The 19,052-nt window shown below is 67.1% G+C and carries 19 protein-coding genes and 1 pseudogene; 17 read left to right on the top strand and 3 right to left on the bottom strand.

Going from position 1 to position 19,052, the window contains the following annotated elements:
- Positions 1–17: 17 nt before the first annotated feature.
- Together ACQY5A_RS22495 and ACQY5A_RS22490 are read left to right on the top strand one after the other, a co-directional pair.
- Entirely contained in the window at positions 18–1,082 is a 1,065-nt protein-coding gene (locus tag ACQY5A_RS22495) for a UDP-N-acetylmuramate dehydrogenase (protein ID WP_428342494.1), read from the top strand.
- A gap of 46 nt (positions 1,083–1,128) precedes the next feature.
- Positions 1,129–2,448, top strand: a complete 1,320-nt coding sequence (locus ACQY5A_RS22490; protein WP_428342493.1) for a L,D-transpeptidase — start codon at positions 1,129–1,131, stop codon at positions 2,446–2,448.
- Here the strand turns inward: ACQY5A_RS22490 and ACQY5A_RS22485 are convergent.
- Complete coding sequence (locus ACQY5A_RS22485; protein ID WP_428342492.1) at positions 2,423–3,211, bottom strand: SDR family oxidoreductase; 789 nt, start codon at positions 3,209–3,211, stop codon at positions 2,423–2,425. The two genes, ACQY5A_RS22490 and ACQY5A_RS22485, sit on opposite strands and share 26 nt — an antisense overlap.
- A 194-nt stretch (positions 3,212–3,405) precedes the next feature.
- Here ACQY5A_RS22485 and ACQY5A_RS22480 point away from each other — a divergent pair, with 194 nt between their 5' ends.
- The 6 genes and pseudogenes from ACQY5A_RS22480 (at position 3,406) to regX (ending at position 9,661) form a co-directional block, all read left to right on the top strand.
- Positions 3,406–4,707, top strand: coding sequence for an ROK family protein (locus ACQY5A_RS22480; protein WP_428342491.1), 1,302 nt, complete (start codon positions 3,406–3,408; stop codon positions 4,705–4,707).
- A gap of 35 nt (positions 4,708–4,742) precedes the next feature.
- Positions 4,743–6,083, top strand: coding sequence for a D-inositol-3-phosphate glycosyltransferase (gene mshA, locus ACQY5A_RS22475; protein WP_428342490.1), 1,341 nt, complete (start codon positions 4,743–4,745; stop codon positions 6,081–6,083).
- A pseudogene (locus tag ACQY5A_RS22470) lies at positions 6,080–6,695 on the top strand (YbjN domain-containing protein). Before mshA ends, ACQY5A_RS22470 begins: the two are co-directional and overlap by 4 nt.
- A gap of 147 nt (positions 6,696–6,842) precedes the next feature.
- Positions 6,843–7,595, top strand: a complete 753-nt coding sequence (locus ACQY5A_RS22465) for a phosphoglyceromutase (protein ID WP_428342489.1) — start codon at positions 6,843–6,845, stop codon at positions 7,593–7,595.
- A gap of 130 nt (positions 7,596–7,725) precedes the next feature.
- Positions 7,726–8,964 (top strand): sensor histidine kinase, encoded by a 1,239-nt coding sequence (locus ACQY5A_RS22460; RefSeq protein ID WP_428342488.1) that lies wholly within the window; start codon positions 7,726–7,728, stop codon positions 8,962–8,964.
- A gap of 13 nt (positions 8,965–8,977) precedes the next feature.
- Positions 8,978–9,661, top strand: coding sequence for a two-component sensory transduction protein RegX (regX, locus tag ACQY5A_RS22455; protein ID WP_428342487.1), 684 nt, complete (start codon positions 8,978–8,980; stop codon positions 9,659–9,661).
- A 4-nt stretch (positions 9,662–9,665) separates the two neighbouring features.
- Here regX and ACQY5A_RS22450 read toward each other — a convergent pair whose 3' ends face one another.
- Positions 9,666–10,481, bottom strand: coding sequence for a hypothetical protein (locus ACQY5A_RS22450; protein WP_428343291.1), 816 nt, complete (start codon positions 10,479–10,481; stop codon positions 9,666–9,668).
- Positions 10,482–10,567: 86 nt separating this feature from the next.
- Between ACQY5A_RS22450 and ACQY5A_RS22445 the strand changes: the two genes are divergently transcribed.
- The 9 genes from ACQY5A_RS22445 to ACQY5A_RS22405 all read left to right on the top strand — a co-directional run bounded on the left by ACQY5A_RS22445 (position 10,568) and on the right by ACQY5A_RS22405 (position 18,175).
- Positions 10,568–11,569, top strand: coding sequence for a hypothetical protein (locus ACQY5A_RS22445; RefSeq protein WP_428342486.1), 1,002 nt, complete (start codon positions 10,568–10,570; stop codon positions 11,567–11,569).
- Complete coding sequence (locus ACQY5A_RS22440) at positions 11,566–12,537, top strand: hypothetical protein (RefSeq protein WP_428342485.1); 972 nt, start codon at positions 11,566–11,568, stop codon at positions 12,535–12,537. The genes ACQY5A_RS22445 and ACQY5A_RS22440 overlap by 4 nt, the downstream gene beginning before the upstream one ends.
- A gap of 17 nt (positions 12,538–12,554) precedes the next feature.
- On the top strand, positions 12,555–13,394 hold the full coding sequence (locus ACQY5A_RS22435; RefSeq protein ID WP_428342484.1) for a sugar phosphate isomerase/epimerase family protein: 840 nt from the start codon (positions 12,555–12,557) through the stop codon (positions 13,392–13,394).
- A gap of 85 nt (positions 13,395–13,479) precedes the next feature.
- Complete coding sequence (locus ACQY5A_RS22430) at positions 13,480–14,295, top strand: thioesterase family protein (RefSeq protein WP_428342483.1); 816 nt, start codon at positions 13,480–13,482, stop codon at positions 14,293–14,295.
- Positions 14,296–14,348: 53 nt separating this feature from the next.
- Positions 14,349–15,224, top strand: a complete 876-nt coding sequence (gene proC / locus ACQY5A_RS22425) for a pyrroline-5-carboxylate reductase (RefSeq protein WP_428342482.1) — start codon at positions 14,349–14,351, stop codon at positions 15,222–15,224.
- 139 nt (positions 15,225–15,363) lie between these two features.
- The gene (locus ACQY5A_RS22420; protein WP_428342481.1) at positions 15,364–15,615 is read left to right on the top strand and encodes a cell division/environmental response transcriptional regulator; all 252 of its coding nucleotides are present in this window, start codon (positions 15,364–15,366) and stop codon (positions 15,613–15,615) included.
- A 244-nt stretch (positions 15,616–15,859) separates the two neighbouring features.
- Positions 15,860–15,961, top strand: coding sequence for a 30S ribosomal protein bS22 (locus ACQY5A_RS22415; RefSeq protein ID WP_003402602.1), 102 nt, complete (start codon positions 15,860–15,862; stop codon positions 15,959–15,961).
- 31 nt (positions 15,962–15,992) lie between these two features.
- Entirely contained in the window at positions 15,993–17,114 is a 1,122-nt protein-coding gene (locus ACQY5A_RS22410) for an SDR family oxidoreductase (RefSeq protein ID WP_428342480.1), read from the top strand.
- Positions 17,114–18,175 carry a lysophospholipid acyltransferase family protein gene (locus tag ACQY5A_RS22405; RefSeq protein WP_428342479.1) on the top strand — a complete coding sequence of 354 codons (1,062 nt, stop codon included), beginning with the start codon at positions 17,114–17,116 and terminating at the stop codon, positions 18,173–18,175. The genes ACQY5A_RS22410 and ACQY5A_RS22405 overlap by 1 nt, the downstream gene beginning before the upstream one ends.
- Before the next feature lie 4 nt (positions 18,176–18,179).
- On the opposite strand, the gene ACQY5A_RS22400 is transcribed toward ACQY5A_RS22405, so the two are convergent.
- The gene (locus ACQY5A_RS22400; RefSeq protein WP_428342478.1) at positions 18,180–19,052 is read right to left on the bottom strand and encodes a cyclopropane mycolic acid synthase family methyltransferase; all 873 of its coding nucleotides are present in this window, start codon (positions 19,050–19,052) and stop codon (positions 18,180–18,182) included.

Here is a 19,052-nt window from a genome sequence, read left to right as displayed (position 1 = left end):
GGCTACCGTTACGTCTCGTGGTCGGAACGCTTTTCACTGGAGCGCGCGTCGAGGCGAACGTGCCGCTGGCGCCGTTGACCACGCTGCGTGTCGGCCCAGTCGCATCGCGGGTCATCACCTGCACCAGCACCGAGCAGGTGGTTGCGACACTGCGTCATCTCGACACTCAGGGCGCTCAGCCGCTGCTGGTGCTCGCCGGTGGCTCGAACGTGGTGATCGCCGACGAAATGACTGACCTGACGGTAGTCCGGTTGGCCAACAACAACATTCGGGTGGACGGCAACGTTCTGCGGGCCGAGGCGGGTGCGGTCTGGGACGACGTGGTCGTCGCGGCGATCGGCGCCGGGCTCGGTGGACTCGAGTGCCTGTCGGGGATTCCCGGCTCGGCGGGCGCCACCCCGGTGCAGAACGTCGGCGCCTACGGCGTCGAGGTGGCCGACACCATCACCCGGGTTCGGGTGCTGGACCGTCGGAGCGGCCAGGTGCGCTGGGCGGCGGCCGACGAACTGGGTTTCGGGTACCGGACCAGCGTGCTCAAGCAATCCGACGCGGCGACCGTGCTGGAGGTGGAGTTCGCGCTGGACCGCACTGGCCGCAGCGCGCCACTGCGTTACGGCGAGCTGGTGACCGCACTGAACGCCACGGCCGGTGAGCGCGCCGACCCGGCCGCGGTGCGCGAGGCGGTGCTCGCCCTGCGCATTGGCAAGGGCATGGTGCTCGACGAGGCCGACCAAGACACCTGGAGCGTCGGCTCGTTTTTCACCAATCCCGTTGTCACACAGCAGTTTTACCGTGAACTGGCCGATAAGGCGGATCTCCCGGTGCCGCACTATCCGGCCCCGGACGGCGTCAAGCTGTCCGCGGGCTGGCTCGTCGAGCAGGCCGGCTTCGGCAAGGGCTACCCGGCGGCCGAGGACGCACCCTGCCGGCTGTCCACGAAGCATGCGCTGGCTGTGACGAATCGCGGCGAGGCCGGCACGGACGACGTGCTTGCGCTGGCCCGCGCTGTGCGCGACGGTGTTCGCGATGTGTTTGACGTCACATTGGTGACCGAACCGGTGCTGGTCGGGTGCGTCCTGTAGGTACCGCCCGTAAGAGGAGGGTCGTTTCCGCCGGTATCTTGATGTCGTGAGCACAGCGCGCGGCCATTCGCCGGTCAACCGACGCCGGGCTCTGGCGACCCTGGCGGTCGGCGTCTTCGCGCCCAACGTGCTGGCGGCCTGCGTCGGCGGATCGACCAAGCAGTCCGAGAAGGCCAAACCGCCGGCCGAAGCCGCGCTGACGTTCCGGCCGGCCGACAAATCGACCAAGGTGCTGCCGACCGCGCCGATCAGTGTCGAGGTGCGCGACGGCTGGTTCCAGCATGTCGCGCTGACCAACTCCGACGGCAAGGTCGTCGCCGGCGCCCTCAACCGGGATCGCACGCTCTACACCCTCACCGAGCCGCTCGGCTACGACGTGACGTACACCTGGACCGGCTCCGCCGTAGGCCACGACGGCAAGCCCATCGCGGTGAAGGGTGAGATCACCACCGTCGCGCCCACCAAGGTCGTCGATGGCGGATTCCAGCTTGCCGACGGGCAGACCGTCGGGGTGGCGACGCCGATCATCATCCAGTTCGACGCGCCCATCGCGGACAAGGCCGCCGTCGAGCGGACGCTGAAGATCACCACCGAACCGCCCGTCGAGGGAAGTTGGGCGTGGCTGCCCGACGAAGTCGGCGGCGCCCGCGTGCACTGGCGCAGCCGCGAGTACTACCCGGCCGGTACCAAGGTCAACGTCGACGCCAAGCTCTACGGGCTGGCTTTCGGCGACGGCGCCTACGGCAAGCAGGACATGAGCCTGAACTTCGATGTCGGCCGCCGCCAGGTGGTGAAGGCCGAGATCTCCTCGCACCGCATCCAGGTGATCCGCGACGAGGGTGTCATCATGGACTTTCCCTGCAGCTACGGCGAGGGGGACAAGGCCCGCAACGTCACCCGCAACGGCATCCACGTGGTCAGCGAGAAACACTCCGACTTTTACATGTCCAACCCGGCCGCCGGCTACAGCCACGTCCACGAACGGTGGGCGGTGCGGATCTCCAACAATGGCGAATTCATCCACGCCAACCCCTCGAGCGCCGGCGCGCAGGGCAACAGCAACGTCACCAACGGCTGTGTCAACCTGTCGACGTCGGACGCCGAGCAGTACTTCGCCAGCGCGATCTACGGTGATCCGGTCGAAGTGACTGGCAGCCGGATCGAGCTGTCCTATTCCGACGGTGACATCTGGGACTGGGCAGTCGACTGGAACACCTGGGTGGGGATGTCGGCGCTGCCACCGCCGAGTGGAGCAAAGCCGGCTCCGGTGGCGATTCCGCGCAGCGCCCCGGCCACCCCGCGCGATGCGCCGACGTTGTCGGGAACCCCGACCACGGAAACTAGCCCTGCGGGGCCCGGCGGTTGAACCGGCTACCCGGCGCCTGATCGCGCGGCCGGATGACGATCTGGTCGAGGTCGACGTGCGAGGGGCGTGACGCCACGAAGCCGATCACCTCGGCGACGTCGCCCGCCGTCAGCGGTGTGATCCCGTCGTACACCGCGCCGGCGCGCTTCTCGTCGCCGTCGAAGCGCACCAGCGAGAACTCCGTCTCGACCGCCCCGGGTGCAATCTCGGTGAGCCGCACGGGTTTTCCGAGTAGCTCGCCACGCAGGGTGCGGTGCAGCGCGCCCTGGGCGTGCTTGGCGGAGGTGTAGCCCGAGCCGTTGTCGTAGAGTTCCAACGCCGCGATCGAGGTGACGGTCACGATCAGGCCGTCGCCGGAATCGATCAGCTTGGGCAGTAGAGCGCGGGTGACCCGCAGCGTGCCCAGTACGTTGGTCTCCCACATCCAGCGCCAATGTTCGAGGTCGGCGTCGGCAACCGGGGCCAGGCCCCGGGCGCCGCCGGCGTTGTTGACCAGCACGTCGACTCGATTCAGTCGGCCGGCCAGCGACTCCACGGCCGCGTCGTCAGTGACGTCGGCCACAATCGCCGTTCCGTCGATTTCGGCGGCCAGCGCGCTGATCCGGTCAGCCCGACGGGCCACTGCTATGACGTGAAAGCCTTGCGCAGCAAGGGTTCTCGCGGTCGCTTCGCCGATACCCGAGCTGGCGCCGGTGACGACGGCAACGGGTAAATCGCCGGATTTGCGGGGGGAGGACGTCGAACGTGGATCAGAGGAACCCATCTGAATCACCTTAGTAACCGTGCTAAATTCCTTACGTGTACTCCAGCACCTTGTTCGGCTGTCTACCCGCGTGTTGTTGCGCGGGCTGCGCGTGTTGTCGCCGCGCAATCAGCCGCGCCTGAGCTGAGCGCAAAAGCGCTCGCGACGGTGTGCGGCTACAGACCCGCCATCGGAACTCGGACAAGGACACACCAATGCGTTCAACAACTTTCACCTCACACCAGCACAACCCCCTCGCGGCCGCTCGTCGACGAGGTCCCGGACGCCACCGCGTAGTGGCGCCCTCGCTTCAGCTCTCTGACGCCGCCGCATCGTCGGTGTTCCGGGCCGTACGGCTGCGAGGCCCGATCGGCCGTGACGTCATCGCCCAGGTCAGCTCGCTGTCGATTGCGACGGTAAACCGCCAGGTCATCGCCCTGCTGGACGCCGGAATCCTGCGGGAACGCGCCGACTTGGCCGTCTCCGGGGCGATCGGACGTCCCCGGGTGCCCGTCGAGGTCAACCATGAGCCGTTCCTGACGCTGGGTATCCACGTCGGCGCCCGGACCACCAGCATCGTGGCCACCGACCTGTTCGGCCGCACCCTGGACGCCGTCGAAACCCCGACGCCGCGTACCGCTCAGGGTCCCGCGCTGGCCGCGCTGGCCGACGGCGCCCGTCGCTACCTGCGGCGCTGGCATCGTCGGCGCGCGCTCTGGGTCGGCGTCGCGATCGGTGGCACGGTCGACGCCGCCAGCGGCCATGTCGACCACGCCCGGCTGGGCTGGCGGGACGCGCCGGTCGGTCCGGCGATCGCCGAGGCACTGGAGCTGCCGGTTTCGGTGGCCTCACACGTCGACGCAATGGCAGCCGCCGAGCTGCTGCTCGGTATGCGCCGCTTCGGGCCGAACTCGTCGACCAGTCTCTACGTCTACGCCCGCGAAACGGTCGGCTACGCGCTGATGATCGACGGTCGGGTGCACAGCCCGGCCAGCGGGCCCGGCACAATCACCAACCTGCCCGCGCAGTCGGAGCTGCTCGGCGGGTCGGGTTTGCTGGAGTCGACCGTCAGCGACGAGGCCGTGCTGGCCGCCGCGCGCCGGCTGCGCATCCTGCCGGCCCACAACGGCGCCTCCGGCGGCGGCACGGTGACCGAGGTCCTCAAGCTCGCCCGCGGCGGCAACAAGCAGGCCCAGGAACTGCTCGACGAACGGGCCCGGGTGCTCGGCGAATCTGTTGCGCTGCTGCGTGATCTGCTCAACCCCGACGACCTGGTCGTCGGTGGGCAGGCATTCACCGAATATCCCGAGGGCATGGCCAGGGTGGAGGAGGCCTACAAGGCCCGCTTGGTGTTGCCCGCGCGCGACATCCGGGTGACCGCCTTCGGCAACCGGGTGCAGGAATCCGGCGCCGGCGTCGTGTCGCTGGCCGGGCTGTACTCCGACCCGCTGGGCGCCATGCGCCGGGCCGCGCCGCCGGCGCCTGTCTACGAGGTTGACGTCGAGACACCCGCCTGACCTGCGCCTCCACCCGGTGCTGCAAAGATGGCTGGGTGGCCCCTACTGACTTCTCCCGGCCGGACACTTCAGAGCTGACCGAGCCGCGTCGCGTCGCCGTGCTGGCGGTGCACACCTCGCCGCTTGCGCAGCCCGGCATGGGAGATGCCGGCGGGATGAACGTCTACGTGCTGCAGAGCGCGCTGCACCTGGCCCGCCGCGGCGTCGAGGTGGAGATCTTCACCCGGGCCACGGCGTCCACCGATCCGCCCGTGGCGCGGGTGGCCCCCGGTGTGTTGGTGCGCAACGTGGCGGCCGGGCCGTTCGAGGGCTTGGACAAATACGACCTGCCGACTCAGTTGTGCGCGTTCGCAGCCGGTGTGCTGCGGGCGGAGGCTGCCCACGAGGCCGGCTACTACGACATCGTGCACTCGCACTACTGGCTGTCCGGTCAGGTCGGGTGGCTGGCCCGCGACCGGTGGTCGGTGCCGCTGGTGCACACCGCGCACACGCTGGCCGCGGTCAAGAACGCCGCGCTGGCCGAGGGTGACACACCGGAGCCGCCACTGCGCACGGTGGGTGAGCAGCAGGTGGTCGACGAGGCCGACCGGCTGATCGCCAACACCGATGATGAAGCGGCGCAACTGATTTCGCTGCATCACGCCGACCCCGCCCGGATCGACATCGCGCATCCCGGCGTCGACCTGGACATGTTCCGTCCCGGCGACCGCCGCGCCGCCCGGGACAAGCTCGGGCTGCCCACCGATCAGCAAGTGGTCGCGTTCGTCGGCCGCATCCAGCCGCTTAAAGGTCCCGACGTGTTGCTGCGCGCGGCGGCCCAACTCCCGCGGGTGCACGTCGTGGTCGTCGGCGGACCGTCCGGCAGTGGGCTGGCGATTCCGGACGGGCTTGTTCGACTCGCCGCCGAATTGGGTATCTCCACCCGGGTGAGCTTCTTGCCTCCGCAATCGCGGGAAAATCTGGCCACCGTGTTTCAGGCCGTCGACCTGGTTGCGGTGCCGAGCTACTCCGAATCGTTCGGCCTGGTGGCGCTCGAGGCGCAGGCCAGCGGGACGCCGGTGGTCGCAGCCGCCGTCGGCGGGCTGCCGGTGGCGGTGCGTGACGGGGTGACCGGCACGCTGGTGGCCGGCCACGACGCACACCGGTGGGCGCACGCCATCGACGAGACGCTGCGGCTCGGACGGCCAACCTTCGGCGGTTCGGCGGTCGAGCACGCGGCCACCTTCTCCTGGGATAACACCGTCGACGCGCTGCTGACCAGCTACCGACGCGCGATCGGCGACTTCACCGCCCGCCGTGCGGTTCGCGGCCTCCCGTCGACGCGGCGGACAGCGCAGGCCGGCCGGCGGACGTCACGACGCAAGGCGTGGGCATGAGTGTGAGCGCGAACGGCTCGAACGGCGATCGGCCGATCACCCAGGTCCAGCAGATGATCGAAGACACCCTCGACACCAACGACCTGACCTACTCCCGACACCAAGGCGCCCACGGCGGACTGCCCGGGCTGATCGTGGAGTTGCCCGGTGAGCGCCGGCTCAAGACCAACACCATCCTCAGTATCGGTGAGCATTCGGTGCGCGTCGAGGCGTTCGTCTGCCGCAAGCCCGACGAAAACCATGAGGGCGTTTACAAATTCATGCTCAAGCGCAACCGCCGCCTCTACGGCGTCGCCTACACCCTCGACAACGTCGGCGATATCTATCTTGTCGGCCGGATGGCGTTGACAGCGGTGGACGCCGCCGAAATCGACCGTGTGCTCGGGCAGGTGCTCGAAGCGGTTGATGCCGACTTCAATACGTTGCTGGAGTTGGGTTTTCGCTCGTCGATCCAGAAGGAATGGGAGTGGCGGGTCTCGCGCGGTGAGTCGCTGAAGAACCTCGAGGCGTTCGCGCATCTGATCGAAGACGACGATGCAGAGCGCGAAGCGCGATGAGGAGGAGTCGAGCATTGGGCTCGAAGACGACGATGCTGAGCGCGAAGCGCGATGAGGAGGAGTCGAGCATTGGGCTCGAAGACGACGATGATTGACCCGCTTCACGCCTCACGCGCGTAACGCCACTGCGAAATCTCCGTCCGGATCTCACCATGGCGTTACGCTCGGCGGCCGTCCTGCGACGCGTGAGAGACTTTCGGGCATGGGAGAGGTTGCTGCGACGCTGGTTCTGCTCCGTCACGGCCAGAGCGAATGGAATGCCAGTAACCAGTTCACCGGCTGGGTGGACGTCGACCTGACCGACAAAGGCCGTGGCGAGGCGGTCCGTGGGGGGCAACTGCTCGCCGAGCACAACCTGCTGCCCGACGTGCTCTACACCTCGCTGCTGCGCCGCGCGATCAGCACCGCCCATCTTGCCCTGGACGCCGCCGACCGACTGTGGATCCCGGTGCACCGCACCTGGCGGCTCAACGAGCGGCACTACGGCGCCCTGCAGGGCCTGGACAAGACCGAGATCAAGGAAAAGTACGGCGACGAGCAGTTCATGACCTGGCGACGCAGCTACGACACCCCGCCGCCGCCCATCGAGAAGGGCAGCGAATACAGCCAGGACGCCGACCCCCGCTACGTCGATATCGGCGGCGGCCCGCTGACCGAGTGCCTGGCTGACGTGGTCGTCCGCTTCCTGCCCTACTTCACCGACGTGATCATCCCTGACCTGCGGGTCGGCAAGACCGTGCTGATCGCGGCGCACGGCAACTCGCTGCGCGCCCTGGTGAAATACCTCGACGGTATGTCCGACGACGAGGTGACCGGTTTGAACATCCCCACCGGGATTCCGTTGCGCTATGACCTGGACGCCGATATGCGTCCGCTAATGACCGGCGGCAGCTACCTCGACCCGGATGCCGCGGCCGCTGGCGCGGCGGCCGTGGCCAGCCAAGGTGCCAAATAAGGGGCCGACCCCAGCAACTGAGCAAACACGGGGTGAACGGACCCCGAACACCTGTCTCGTAGCGTGTGACATGACCGATTTTGGCCTTGTGCTGCTGGGTTGGCGTTCACCGCGTTTGTAAGCTCGTGACGTGACCGTGTTCTCGGCCCTGTCACTGGCCGGGGTGTTGTTTCTGACGGCCCTGGCCGTGGGAGTCACCGTCGGTGCCCGCTGGGCGCCGAGGGCGATCGAGCGACGGCAACGCGTGGCGGTCGAATCGGCCGGAATCACCGTTGCGCAGATGCTGGACCGCATCGTCGCGTTGATGCCCCTGGGGGCCGCCGTCGTCGACCGGCACCGCGACGTGGTCTATCACAACGGCCGGGCCAAAGAGCTGGGTCTGGTCCGCGAGCGGCAGCTCGACGACGAGGCGTGGAAAGCGGCCCGCAAGACGCTGGCCGACGGCGCCGATGTCGAGTTCGACCTGCTGCCGGGCAAGCGGCAGGTGCCGGGCCGGGCGGGCCTGTCGGTGCACGGCCAGGCGCGGCTGCTCAGCGAGGAGGATCGCCGGTTCGCCGTGGTTTTCGTTTACGACCACTCCGAGTACGCCCGGATGGAGGCGACGCGCCGCGACTTCGTCGCCAATGTCAGCCATGAGCTGAAGACGCCGGTCGGTGCGATGTCGGTGCTCGCCGAGGCGCTGCTGTCGTCTGCCGACGACCCCGAGACGGTGCGGCGGTTCGGTGAGAAGGTGCTCGTCGAAGCCACCCGGCTGGGCAGCATGGTCACCGAGCTGATCGAGCTGTCCCGGCTCCAGGGCGCCGAGCGCATGCCGGACATGGGCGCCGTCGACGTCGATGACGTTGTTGCCGAAGCGATTTCGCGACACAAGGTGCCCGCCGACAACGCCGACATTGTGGTGCGCACCGACGACGCCAGCAGCCTGCAGATGCACGGCGAGCAGGCCCTGCTGGTCACCGCGCTGGCCAACCTGGTGTCCAACGCGATTGCCTACTCGCCGCGCGGCTCCCTGGTGTCGATCAGCCGGCGCCGCCGCGGCGACAACATCGAGATCGCTGTCACCGACCGCGGTATCGGAATCGATCGCAAAGACCAGGAGCGGGTGTTCGAGCGGTTCTTCCGCGCCGACAAGGCCCGCTCGCGCGCCACCGGCGGCACCGGGCTGGGGCTGGCCATCGTCAAGCACGTCGCGGCCAACCACAACGGCAGCATCGGGTTGTGGAGCCAGCTCGGCACTGGATCGACGTTCACCCTGTCGATCCCGGCCTACGCGGGCGAACTCGACCCGTCAGACCTGTTACCCGAGCGCGAATCGCGCCCTATGAAGCCCGTACGGGAGCCCCAACGAGAGGAAGAACTACACCGATGATGGAATCGCGCCGATGACCAGTGTGCTGATCGTGGAGGACGAAGAGTCGCTGGCCGACCCGCTGGCGTTTCTCCTCCGCAAGGAGGGCTTCGAGGCCACCGTGGTTACCGATGGCCAAACCGCGCTGGCCGAGTTCGACCGGGCCGGTGCCGACATCGTGCTGCTCGACCTGATGTTGCCGGGTATGTCGGGCACCGACGTGTGCAAGCAACTGCGGTCGCGTTCCAGCGTGCCGGTGATCATGGTGACGGCTCGTGACAGCGAGATCGACAAGGTGGTCGGCCTCGAATTGGGCGCCGATGACTATGTCACCAAGCCGTATTCGGCGCGCGAGCTGATCGCGCGGATCCGGGCGGTGCTGCGCCGCGGTGGCGACGACGACTCCGAAGTCACCGACGGTGTGCTGGAATCCGGTCCGGTGCGCATGGACGTCGAACGTCACGTCGTCTCGGTGAACGGTGAGTCGATCACGTTGCCGCTCAAGGAATTCGACCTGCTCGAGTACCTGATGCGCAACAGTGGCCGGGTGTTGACGCGTGGACAGTTGATCGACCGGGTGTGGGGTGCCGACTACGTCGGCGACACCAAGACCCTCGACGTTCACGTCAAGCGACTGCGGTCCAAGATCGAGTCCGACCCGGCCAACCCGATCCACCTGGTGACGGTCCGCGGGCTGGGCTACAAGCTGGAGGGCTGACGCGCTACTCGGCGGCCCTTGTCGCCGGGTGCACGGCAATGAGGCCTAAACCGCTGCGCCGCTTGCACATTGCGGCCAGCTCGGCGTAGGCCTTCTCGCCGAGCAGTTCGGTCAGCTCGGGGCCCATGCTCACCCACACCTGGTCGGCACCGACGTGGGCGGCTGGGTCGCCGGTGCAGTACCAGTGCAGGTCTGCACCGCCGGCGCCCCAGCCGCGGCGGTCGTATTCGGTGACTGTGGTCTTCAGGATCTCGCTGCCGTCCGGGCGGGTCACCCACTCCTGGCTGCGGCGGATCGGCAACTGCCAGCAGACATCCGGTTTCATCGTCAACGGCTGAACGCCGATTTGCAGCGCCTTGGAGTGCAACGCGCAGCCCTGGCCGTTGGCGAAGTCCGGCCGGTTCAAGAAGATGCAGGCGCCCTTGTATTTGCGGGTGCGGAACTGCTCCTCGCCCTCGTGCTCGTCGAGTTCGAGATAACCCTTGCGGCCCAAACCCTTGTCGCGGAACTGCCAATCGGCGTCGGTGAGTTTGGACACAGCGTCGTCGAGACGGGCGCGGTCGTCGTCGTCGGACAGGAAGGCGCCGTGCGAGCAGCACCCGTCGTCGGGACGCTCCTCGACCGTGCCCTGGCATGCCGGTGTGCCGAACACGCACGTCCACCGCGACAGCAGCCAGGTCAGATCCGCGGCAATCAGGTGCTCGGGATTGTCGGGGTCGTAGAACTCCACCCACTCACGGACGAAGTCCAATTCGACTTCACCGGGGTGGCTTGGCTGCGAACTTGACACAGTTTTCACGGTAGACCAATCCAGCGTCATGCGGCTCACACGCTCAGGTGCGTGTTATCCGACTTCGCAACGTGCCGCTACGCGGCACGCATCGTCGCCGGACTAAGTTGTGTCTCGTGCGATTAGGTGTTCTCGATGTCGGCAGCAACACGGTCAACCTGCTTGTGGTCGACGCCCGACGCGGCGGGCACCCGACGCCGATGAGTTCGACCAAGGCCACGCTGCGGCTGGCCGAGTCGATCGACAACTCCGGAAAGATCACCCGCAAGGGCGCCGACAAGCTGATCGAGACGATCGAGGAGTTCGAAAAGATCGCCGACAGCTCCGGCTGCGCCGAATTGATGGCATTCGCCACCTCGGCGGTGCGCGACGCCAAGAACTCCGACGATCTGCTGTCTCGGGTCCGCAAGGAGACCGGCGTGCAGCTGCAGGTGCTGCGCGGGGTCGACGAGTCGCGGCTGACGTTTCTGGCGGTTCGCCGTTGGTACGGCTGGAGCGCGGGCCGGATCATCAACCTCGACATCGGCGGCGGCTCGCTGGAGCTGTCCAACGGTGTCGACGAGGAGCCTGAGGTCGCGATGTCGCTGCCGCTGGGTGCGGGACGGCTGACCCGCGAGTGGCTCAGCGACGACCCGCCCGGCCGTCGGAGTGTCGGCATGCTGCGCGACTGGCTGGACGCCGAACTGGCCGACGCCGCCGAGAAAACGCTCGATGCCGGGAGCCCCGACCTGGCCGTGGCAACATCGAAAACGTTCCGGTCGCTGGCCCGGCTCACCGGTGCGGCGCCGTCGGCCGCGGGGCCGCGGGTAAAGCGCACCTTAACGGCGAATGGCCTCAGACAACTCATATCTTTCATATCTAGGATGACGACCGCTGACCGTGCAGAACTGGAAGGGGTGAGCGCCGAGCGAGCGCCGCAGATTGTGGCGGGAGCTCTGGTCGCAGAGGCAAGTATGCGAGCGCTTTCGATTGAAACGGTGGACATCTGCCCGTGGGCCCTACGGGAGGGTCTCATCTTGCGCAAACTCGATAGCGAGGCCGACGGAACCGCCTTCGTGGAGACGTCCGTGCGGGATGCTGGTAGCCAGCGAGCCAACCGGAACGGCGGCAAGAAATGACCGGACCCAACGACACCACCCGACCCATCTCGGTTGCCGAGCTGCTCGCCAAGAACGGCACGCTCGGTGCCCCGGTCCCGGCACGCCGTCGCCGCCGTCGTGGAAACTCCGACGCGGTCACCGTCGCCGAGCTGACCGGTGAGATCCCCATCATCACCGACGAGACCGATCCCGACGCCGAAGAGCACCGGGTCCCGGAATCGCACGCGCACCGCGCCAACGGCACCGCCCGCGTCCGCGACGAGGTCGTCGAGGCGCCTGCCGAGGAGCCGGCCGAGAAGGGGTTCTGGTCGGAGCCTGAGCCGCGTTGGCCCCCATCCGCACCGCCCCGGCCCCGTGAGGCGGCGGCCACGACGCGCGAACCGCGACTGCAGCGCAGCTCCTATCCACGGCCGGTACGCAACAACGTGCGCGTCGAGGCCGATCGGGCCGAGTCGCGCGAGGACAAGACGGGCGACCGGTCCGGCGCCGAAGGCATGAACCCCGATCCGCTCGAGGACTACGCCGGTATGTCGGTGGACGTGATGGACACCGACGTGCGTGACGCCGAGCCGGCCGTCGAAGACTCTGCATACGTGCGCTCGTATCTGCAGTCCGTCGGCGACGACGGCGGCGCGCACGATGCGGGCTACCACGACATCGACGACGTCGCCGAGGAGGAGGACTACCCCGACGACGAATTCGGCGAGCACACCTGGTCACGGTCGGACAGCCTCCGGTTCACCGGAACTGTTGTGCTGCAATCGTTTTTGGCTGTCGCTTTCGGTGCGGGCTTGTTCATCGCGTTCGACCAGCTGTGGCGATGGAACAACATCGTCGCCCTGGTGCTCTCGGTTCTCGTCATCCTCGGCTTGGTAGTCGGCGTGCGGGTGGTGCGTAGGACCGAGGACATCGGCAGCACGCTGATCGCCGTCGCGGTGGGGGCCTTGGTCACGCTGGGCCCGCTAGCGTTGTTGCAATCCGGCTAAGCCGCAACAGATTCCACGTGCGCCCCGCAATCAAGGTCGGTCTGTCGACGGCCTCGGTCTATCCCATGAAGACCGAGGCCGCTTTCGAATTCGCGGCCAACCTCGGCTATGACGGTGTCGAGCTGATGGTGTGGGGCGAGTCGGTCAGCCAGGACATCGACGCCGTGGCCAAACTCTCGCGGCGCTACGGGGTGCCGGTGCTGTCGGTGCACGCGCCGTGCCTGCTGATCTCGCAACGGGTCTGGGGTGCCAACCCGATCACGAAGCTGGACCGCAGCGTGCGGGCCGCCGAGAAGCTGGGTGCCCAGACCGTCGTCGTACATCCGCCGTTCCGCTGGCAACGCCGCTACGTCGAGGGCTTCAGCGATCAGGTGGCTGAGCTGGAGGCGTCCGGCGAGGTGCTGGTGGCCGTGGAGAACATGTTCCCGTTCCGGACCGACCGGTTCTTCCCGGGCCAGAGCATGGAGCGGATGCGCCGGCGCGGTGGTGGCCCCGGGCCGGGGATCTCGGCGTTCGCCCCGTCCTACGACCCGCTGGACGGCGATCACGCGCACTACACGCTGGATCTGTCGCACTCCGCGACCGCGGGCACCGATGCGCTGGATATGGCGGAGCGGATGGGCTCCGGCCTGGTGCATCTGCATCTGTGCGACGGCACCGGCCTGCCCGCCGATGAACACCTGACGCCTGGTCGCGGCAACCAGCCGGTGGTCGAGGTGTGCCAGCTGCTGGCCGGCGGCGATTTCGCCGGCCACGTGGTGCTGGAGGTGTCCACGTCGTCGGCGCGATCGGTCCACGAGCGCGAAGCCATGCTGGCCGAGTCGCTGCAATTCGCCCGCACGCACCTGTTGCGTTGACTGCGCTGGCGACGATGAACAGGGCAGTGCGATTCGAGATAGGGACGAGGAGCGGCGCCATGAAACCGGGAGGGACGTCGACACGTTGACCGCGTTATTCACCGAGGCGATGGAGCTTCGCGAGATCGAGACCGACGGCGTGCACAGCGTCTACGAGGGCGAGCTCAACAAGTACTGGACCATCGGGCCCAAAGTGCACGGCGGGGCGATGGTGGCGTTGTGCGCCAACGCCGCTCGCACCGCCCACGGCGGACCCGTTGAGCCGGTTGCGGTTTCGGCCAGCTTCCTGTCGGCACCCGATCCCGGCCCGATGCGGCTGGTCACCTCGATGCGTAAGCGCGGACGCCGGATCAGCGTGGTCGATGTCGAGCTGATCCAGAATGACCGCGCCGCCGTGCATGCCGTCGTCACGCTGGGGGAGCCGGAGCACATGGCGCCACCGCTGCTCTCGGCAAACCCGGCGGTCGGCCTGATGGATCCCGAACCGCCCGACGACGTGCTACCCATCGGCCCCGGTCACCGGCTGTCCGGGCTGGTGAATCTGGCCGAGGGCTGCGAGGTGCGGACGCTGACCTCGACGCTGGGCATCTCCACCGACGGCCGGCCGCCGGTGATTCAGAACTGGGTTCGCCCGCGCGACGTCGCCCCTGACGTGCTGTTCGCGCTGATGTGTGGAGACATTTCGGCGCCGGTGAGCTTCGCCGTCAACCGCACCGGCTGGGCGCCGACCGTGCAGCTCACGTCCTACTTGCGCGGCCTGCCGGCCGACGGCTGGCTGCGGGTGGTGTGCACCTGCGTGCAGATCGGCCAGGACTGGTTCGACGAAGACCACACCGTCGTCGACTCCCAAGGCCGCATCATTGTGCAGAGCCGTCAGCTGGCGATGGTGCCCGCGCCCTAGCTTTCGAGCGCGGCCCTGGCGAAAAAGTCGCACAGGTCTGCCATGCTGAGCGAATGGCCAGAATTGCGCTTGTCGGTGGGGGGAGTATGGGCGAAGCCCTGCTGTCGGGCTTGCTCCGGGCCGGACGGCAGGTCAAAGACCTCGTCGTAGCCGAGCGCATGCCCGACCGCGCGCGCTACCTCGCCGACACCTATGGCGTGCTGGTGACCTCGCTGCCCGACGCGGTGGAGAACGCGACGTTCGTGATCATCGCAGTCAAGCCGTCCGACGTCGGATCGACGATTGGCGAGATCGGCAAGGTGGCCGCCGACGCCGCCCAAGACAGCCCGGATCAGGTGTTCATCACCGTCGCAGCGGGCGTGACGACGGCGTACCTGGAATCCAAGCTGCTGGCCGGCACTCCGGTGGTGCGGGCGATGCCCAATGCGCCGGCGTTGGTGGGCGCCGGGATCAGCGCCATCTCTGCGGGCCGTTTTGCGACCCCTGAGCAGCTCAAGGAGGTCGCAGCGCTGTTCGACTCGGTCGGAGCGGTGCTGACGGTCTCTGAGGAGCACATGGACGCTGTCACGGCCGTCTCCGGGTCGGGTCCGGCGTATTTCTTCTTGATGATCGAGGCGTTGGTGGATGCCGGGGTCGGGATGGGGCTGACCCGCGCGGTGGCGACGGAGCTGGTGGCGCAGACGATGGCGGGCTCGGCGGCGCTTTTGCTGGACCGCATGGAACAGGACCGCGGAACGGGTGCGGAATCCCCGCGCGACCTGTCGCTGGACACCACCCCGGCGCGGCTGCGCGCCATTGTTACCTCGCCCGGCGGCACAACGGCCGCTGCGCTGCAGGAATTGGAAAAGCACGGTTTGCGAGCGGCTGTCAACGAGGCCGTAAAGGCCGCAAAAACCCGGTCTGAGCAGCTAAGAATTACATCTGAGTAATTTATAGAATTTTATTTAATTGCTATCACCCGTCGCAATAACCACACTAGTCCCGCTATTCTCCTAGTTGGTATGCATCTGTTGGTGCCAGCGGAGGGGAAGCCGCTGGGACTGCAGGAGCCTGATTGATTGGGTTGCGATGACGTCTATGAACGGGCCATCGGCTGGCGGGAAATCGGGACGAGACACGAGTTCCGCAGACGGCCAGCAGCCCCGGACGCAGTTTCTGACGGTTGCGGAAGTGGCAGCACTGATGCGAGTCAGCAAGATGACGGTCTACCGGTTGGTTCACAACGGAGAGCTGCCGGCCGTCCGTGTCGGCCGGTCCTTCCGCGTGCACGCAAAAGCCGTGCACGACATGTTGGAGACGTCCTACTTCGACGCCGGCTAGCGTTCGGCGACGATGGGTGTGCGCCCATGACGTTGAGTGTGCACTCAGGGTGGCCCGCGTCGGCGTGTCGCCGCCCTGGATGCACACTCGGCGCTTTTGGTGTTCGGGCTGCCATGGCGGGTAGAGTGACCGCGTTGTTGCACATGCCCGGCCACGGCGGACTCGGGCCGCCACCGCTCGACGACGACGCGGGACGCGCAGCGTCGCGAGAGAAGTCGAGCAATCCAGTACAGATAGCGGAGTTATGGGTTCAGTAATCAAGAAGCGCCGCAAGCGGATGTCGAAGAAGAAGCACCGTAAGCTGCTTCGCCGCACCCGGGTGCAGCGCAGAAAACTCGGTAAGTAACTCTTGCTGCTGCCGTCGCTAGGCTAGCCAGGTGGACTCGTCGGACGGTCAATCGGGTACCGGCACCGATACCGTGCACTATCCAAAAGTTGTGCTGGTCACCGGTGCGTGTCGATTTCTCGGCGGTTATCTGACCGCTCGATTGGCGCAGAACCCGATGATCAATCGGGTGATCGCCGTCGATGCCGTCGCGCCCAGCAAGGACATGCTGCGCCGGATGGGCCGCGCCGAGTTCGTGCGCGCCGACATCCGCAATCCCTTTGTTGCCAAGGTGATCCGAAATGGGGACGTCGACACCGTCGTCCATGCGGCGGCGGCGTCGTTCGCACCGCGATCCGGCGGCGGGGCGGCGTTGAAGGAAATCAACGTGCTGGGCGCGATGCAGTTGTTCGCCGCGTGCCAGAAGGCGCCCTCGGTGCGGCGCGTCGTGCTGAAGTCGACCTCGGAGGTCTACGGGTCCAACCCGCATGACCCGGTGCTGTTCACCGAGGACAGCAGCAGCCGTCGACCCTTCCGGGAGGGCTTTCCCAAGGACAGCCTCGACATCGAGGGCTACACGCGTGGGCTCGGCCGGCGGCGACCGGACATCTCGGTGACCATCCTGCGGCTGGCCAACATGATCGGTCCGGCCATGGAGACCACCCTGTCGCGCTACCTGGCTGGGCCGCTGGTCCCGACGGTGCTGGGCCGCGACGCCCGGCTGCAACTGCTGCACGAGCAGGATGCGCTCGGCGCCTTGGAGCGCGCCGTGATGGCCGGCAAGCCAGGAACCTTCAACGTCGGCGCCAGCGGGATCATCATGTTGTCGCAGGCGATCCGGCGGGCTGGCCGAGTTGCCTTGCCGCTACCGGGATTTGGGCTCTCGGCGCTGGATTCGCTGCGGCGTGCCAACCGTTATGTGGCCATCAGCCGCGAGCAGCTCGACTACCTGAGGTACGGCCGGGTGATGGACACCACCCGGATGGCACAGGAGCTCGGATACCACCCCAAGTGGTCGACTGCGGAGGCTTTTGACGATTACGTGCGCGGTCGCGCCTTGACTCCCATTATCGACCCTGAATGGGTACGCTCCATTGAAGGTCGGACCGTGGCCGCAGTGCAGCGCCTCGGTGGCCGATCCAAAATCGATCAAGAGCCGGGAGGAGGTTACTGATGCCGGGCGATTCGAAAGCGAAAGTCATTCCGCTGCACGGGAATTCAGGCCGTGCAGCGGCTCAGCGACGCGCCGGGCAACGCGCCTCCCGCCAACACCCCTCCTTGCTCTCCGAGCCCGACACCAGGGCCTCGGCCGACGAGATCGCCGCAGTCGTACGTGAAATCGATCAGCACCGTCGCGGTGCTGGCGCCGGAGCCGATATTGAGCAGCCGAGCAACGAGCTTGTCCAGAAGGTCAGTGCCGTCGCCGACTTCCTGCGACACCGGCTCGCCGGCGACTACCAGGTCGACGAGTTCGGGTTCGACCCGCACTTCAACGACGCAATCGTGCGGCCGCTGCTGAGGTTCTTCTTCAAGTCGTGGTTCCGCGTCGAGGTCAGCGGCATCGAGCACCTCCCCGACACCGGCGCGGGTCTGGTGGTGGCCAACCACGCCGGCGTGCTGCCGTTCGACGGGCTGATGGCCTCGGTCGCCGTGCACGACCACCACCCCGCACACCGCGATCTGCGTCTGCTTGCCGCCGACATGGTGTTCGACATGCCGGTGGTGAGCGCGGCCGCCCGCAAGGCCGGCCACACCATGGCGTGCACTGCGGACGCGCACCGGCTGCTGGCCGCGGGTGAGCTGACCGCGGTGTTCCCGGAGGGCTACAAGGGGCTGGGTAAGCGCTTCAAGGACCGTTACAAGCTGCAGCGCTTCGGCCGCGGCGGGTTCGTCGGTGCCGCGCTGCGCGCGAAGGCGCCGATCATTCCGTGCTCGATCGTCGGCTCGGAGGAGATCTACCCGATGCTGACCGACGTGCGACTGCTGGCGCGGTTGTTCGGGCTGCCGTACTTCCCGATCACGCCGCTCTTCCCGCTGGCCGGACCGGCCGGGCTGGTGCCTCTGCCGTCGAAGTGGCATATCGCTTTCGGTGAGCCGATCGACACCGCGCACTACGAGGGTGCCGACGCCGAGGATCCGATGGTCACCTTCGAGCTGACCGATCAGGTGCGCGAGACCATCCAGCAGACGCTGTATCGACTGCTGGCCGGCCGTCGCAATATGTTCTTCGGCTGAGGCTTTACTCTGCCGGCTTGACCAGGGTGAACTGGGCCACGTCGCAGGCGCCCTCGCGGAACAGGTTGGCGCACCCGCTCAGGTATTTCATGTAGCGCTCGTAGACCTCTTCGGACTGGATCTTGATCGCCTCGTCTTTGCGGGCCTCCAGCGCCGCGGACCAGAAGTCCAGGGTCCGCGCGTAGTGCAGGCGAAGCGGCTGGACGAGGTCGACCTTGAAGCCGGCCTTCTTGGCGTGATCCTCAACGATGGCGACGGTCGGCAGGCGGCCGCCGGGGAAGATCTCCTGCATCATGAACAGGGCAAACCGCGCCCGGGTCATGGTGATCTTGATGCCGCGGTCTTCCAGTTCCTGCTCGGTCGGGACGACAATGGTGTGCAGCATCATCGTGCCGCCCGCCGGAAGCGCGTCCCACGCCATCTTGAAGAAGTCGTCGTAGCGTTCAAAGCCGAAGTGCTCGAACGCGCCGATCGAGACGATCCGGTCGACGGGCTCGTGGAACTGCTCCCATCCGTTCAGCAGCACCTGCCGTGAGCGTTCGGTGTTCAGCGCGTCGAACGACTTCTGCACGTGCTCGGCCTGGTTCTTGGACAGCGTGAGACCGATCACGTTCACGTCGTACTTCTCGATCGCGCGGCGCAGCGTGGCACCCCAGCCACAGCCCACGTCGAGCAGCGTCATGCCGGGCTCCAGGCCCAGTTTGCCCAGCGACAGGTCAACCTTGGCGCGCTGAGCTTCCTCGAGCGTCATGTCGTCGCGCTCGAAGTAGGCGCAGCTGTAGGTCTGGCTCGGGTCCAAAAACAGCTGGTAGAACTCGTCGGACAGGTCGTAGTGCGACTGGACGTCGTCGAAGTGCGGTGTGAGATCGGTGCTCAT

Origin of the sequence: Mycobacterium sp. (assembly GCF_965277065.1) — a bacterium.
In the GTDB taxonomy this organism is placed as follows: domain Bacteria; phylum Actinomycetota; class Actinomycetes; order Mycobacteriales; family Mycobacteriaceae; genus Mycobacterium.
Note: the sequence above shows the minus strand (reverse complement) of the source record. Positions and strands in the feature narration are given on the sequence as shown.

What these genes read in the sequence shown, in the direction of transcription:
- ACQY5A_RS22450 (WP_428343291.1), bottom strand. Translation starts at nt 10,481, where the DNA reads ATGACGCTGGATTGGTCTACCGTGAAAACTGTGTCAAGTTCGCAGCCA.
- ACQY5A_RS22420 (WP_428342481.1), top strand. Translation starts at nt 15,364, where the DNA reads ATGACGTCTATGAACGGGCCATCGGCTGGCGGGAAATCGGGACGAGAC.
- ACQY5A_RS22440 (WP_428342485.1), top strand. Translation starts at nt 11,566, where the DNA reads ATGACCGGACCCAACGACACCACCCGACCCATCTCGGTTGCCGAGCTG.
- ACQY5A_RS22480 (WP_428342491.1), top strand. Translation starts at nt 3,406, where the DNA reads ATGCGTTCAACAACTTTCACCTCACACCAGCACAACCCCCTCGCGGCC.
- ACQY5A_RS22405 (WP_428342479.1), top strand. Translation starts at nt 17,114, where the DNA reads ATGCCGGGCGATTCGAAAGCGAAAGTCATTCCGCTGCACGGGAATTCA.
- ACQY5A_RS22400 (WP_428342478.1), bottom strand. Translation starts at nt 19,052, where the DNA reads ATGAGCACCGATCTCACACCGCACTTCGACGACGTCCAGTCGCACTAC.
- proC (WP_428342482.1), top strand. Translation starts at nt 14,349, where the DNA reads ATGGCCAGAATTGCGCTTGTCGGTGGGGGGAGTATGGGCGAAGCCCTG.
- ACQY5A_RS22415 (WP_003402602.1), top strand. Translation starts at nt 15,860, where the DNA reads ATGGGTTCAGTAATCAAGAAGCGCCGCAAGCGGATGTCGAAGAAGAAG.
- ACQY5A_RS22465 (WP_428342489.1), top strand. Translation starts at nt 6,843, where the DNA reads ATGGGAGAGGTTGCTGCGACGCTGGTTCTGCTCCGTCACGGCCAGAGC.
- regX (WP_428342487.1), top strand. Translation starts at nt 8,978, where the DNA reads ATGACCAGTGTGCTGATCGTGGAGGACGAAGAGTCGCTGGCCGACCCG.
- ACQY5A_RS22485 (WP_428342492.1), bottom strand. Translation starts at nt 3,211, where the DNA reads ATGGGTTCCTCTGATCCACGTTCGACGTCCTCCCCCCGCAAATCCGGC.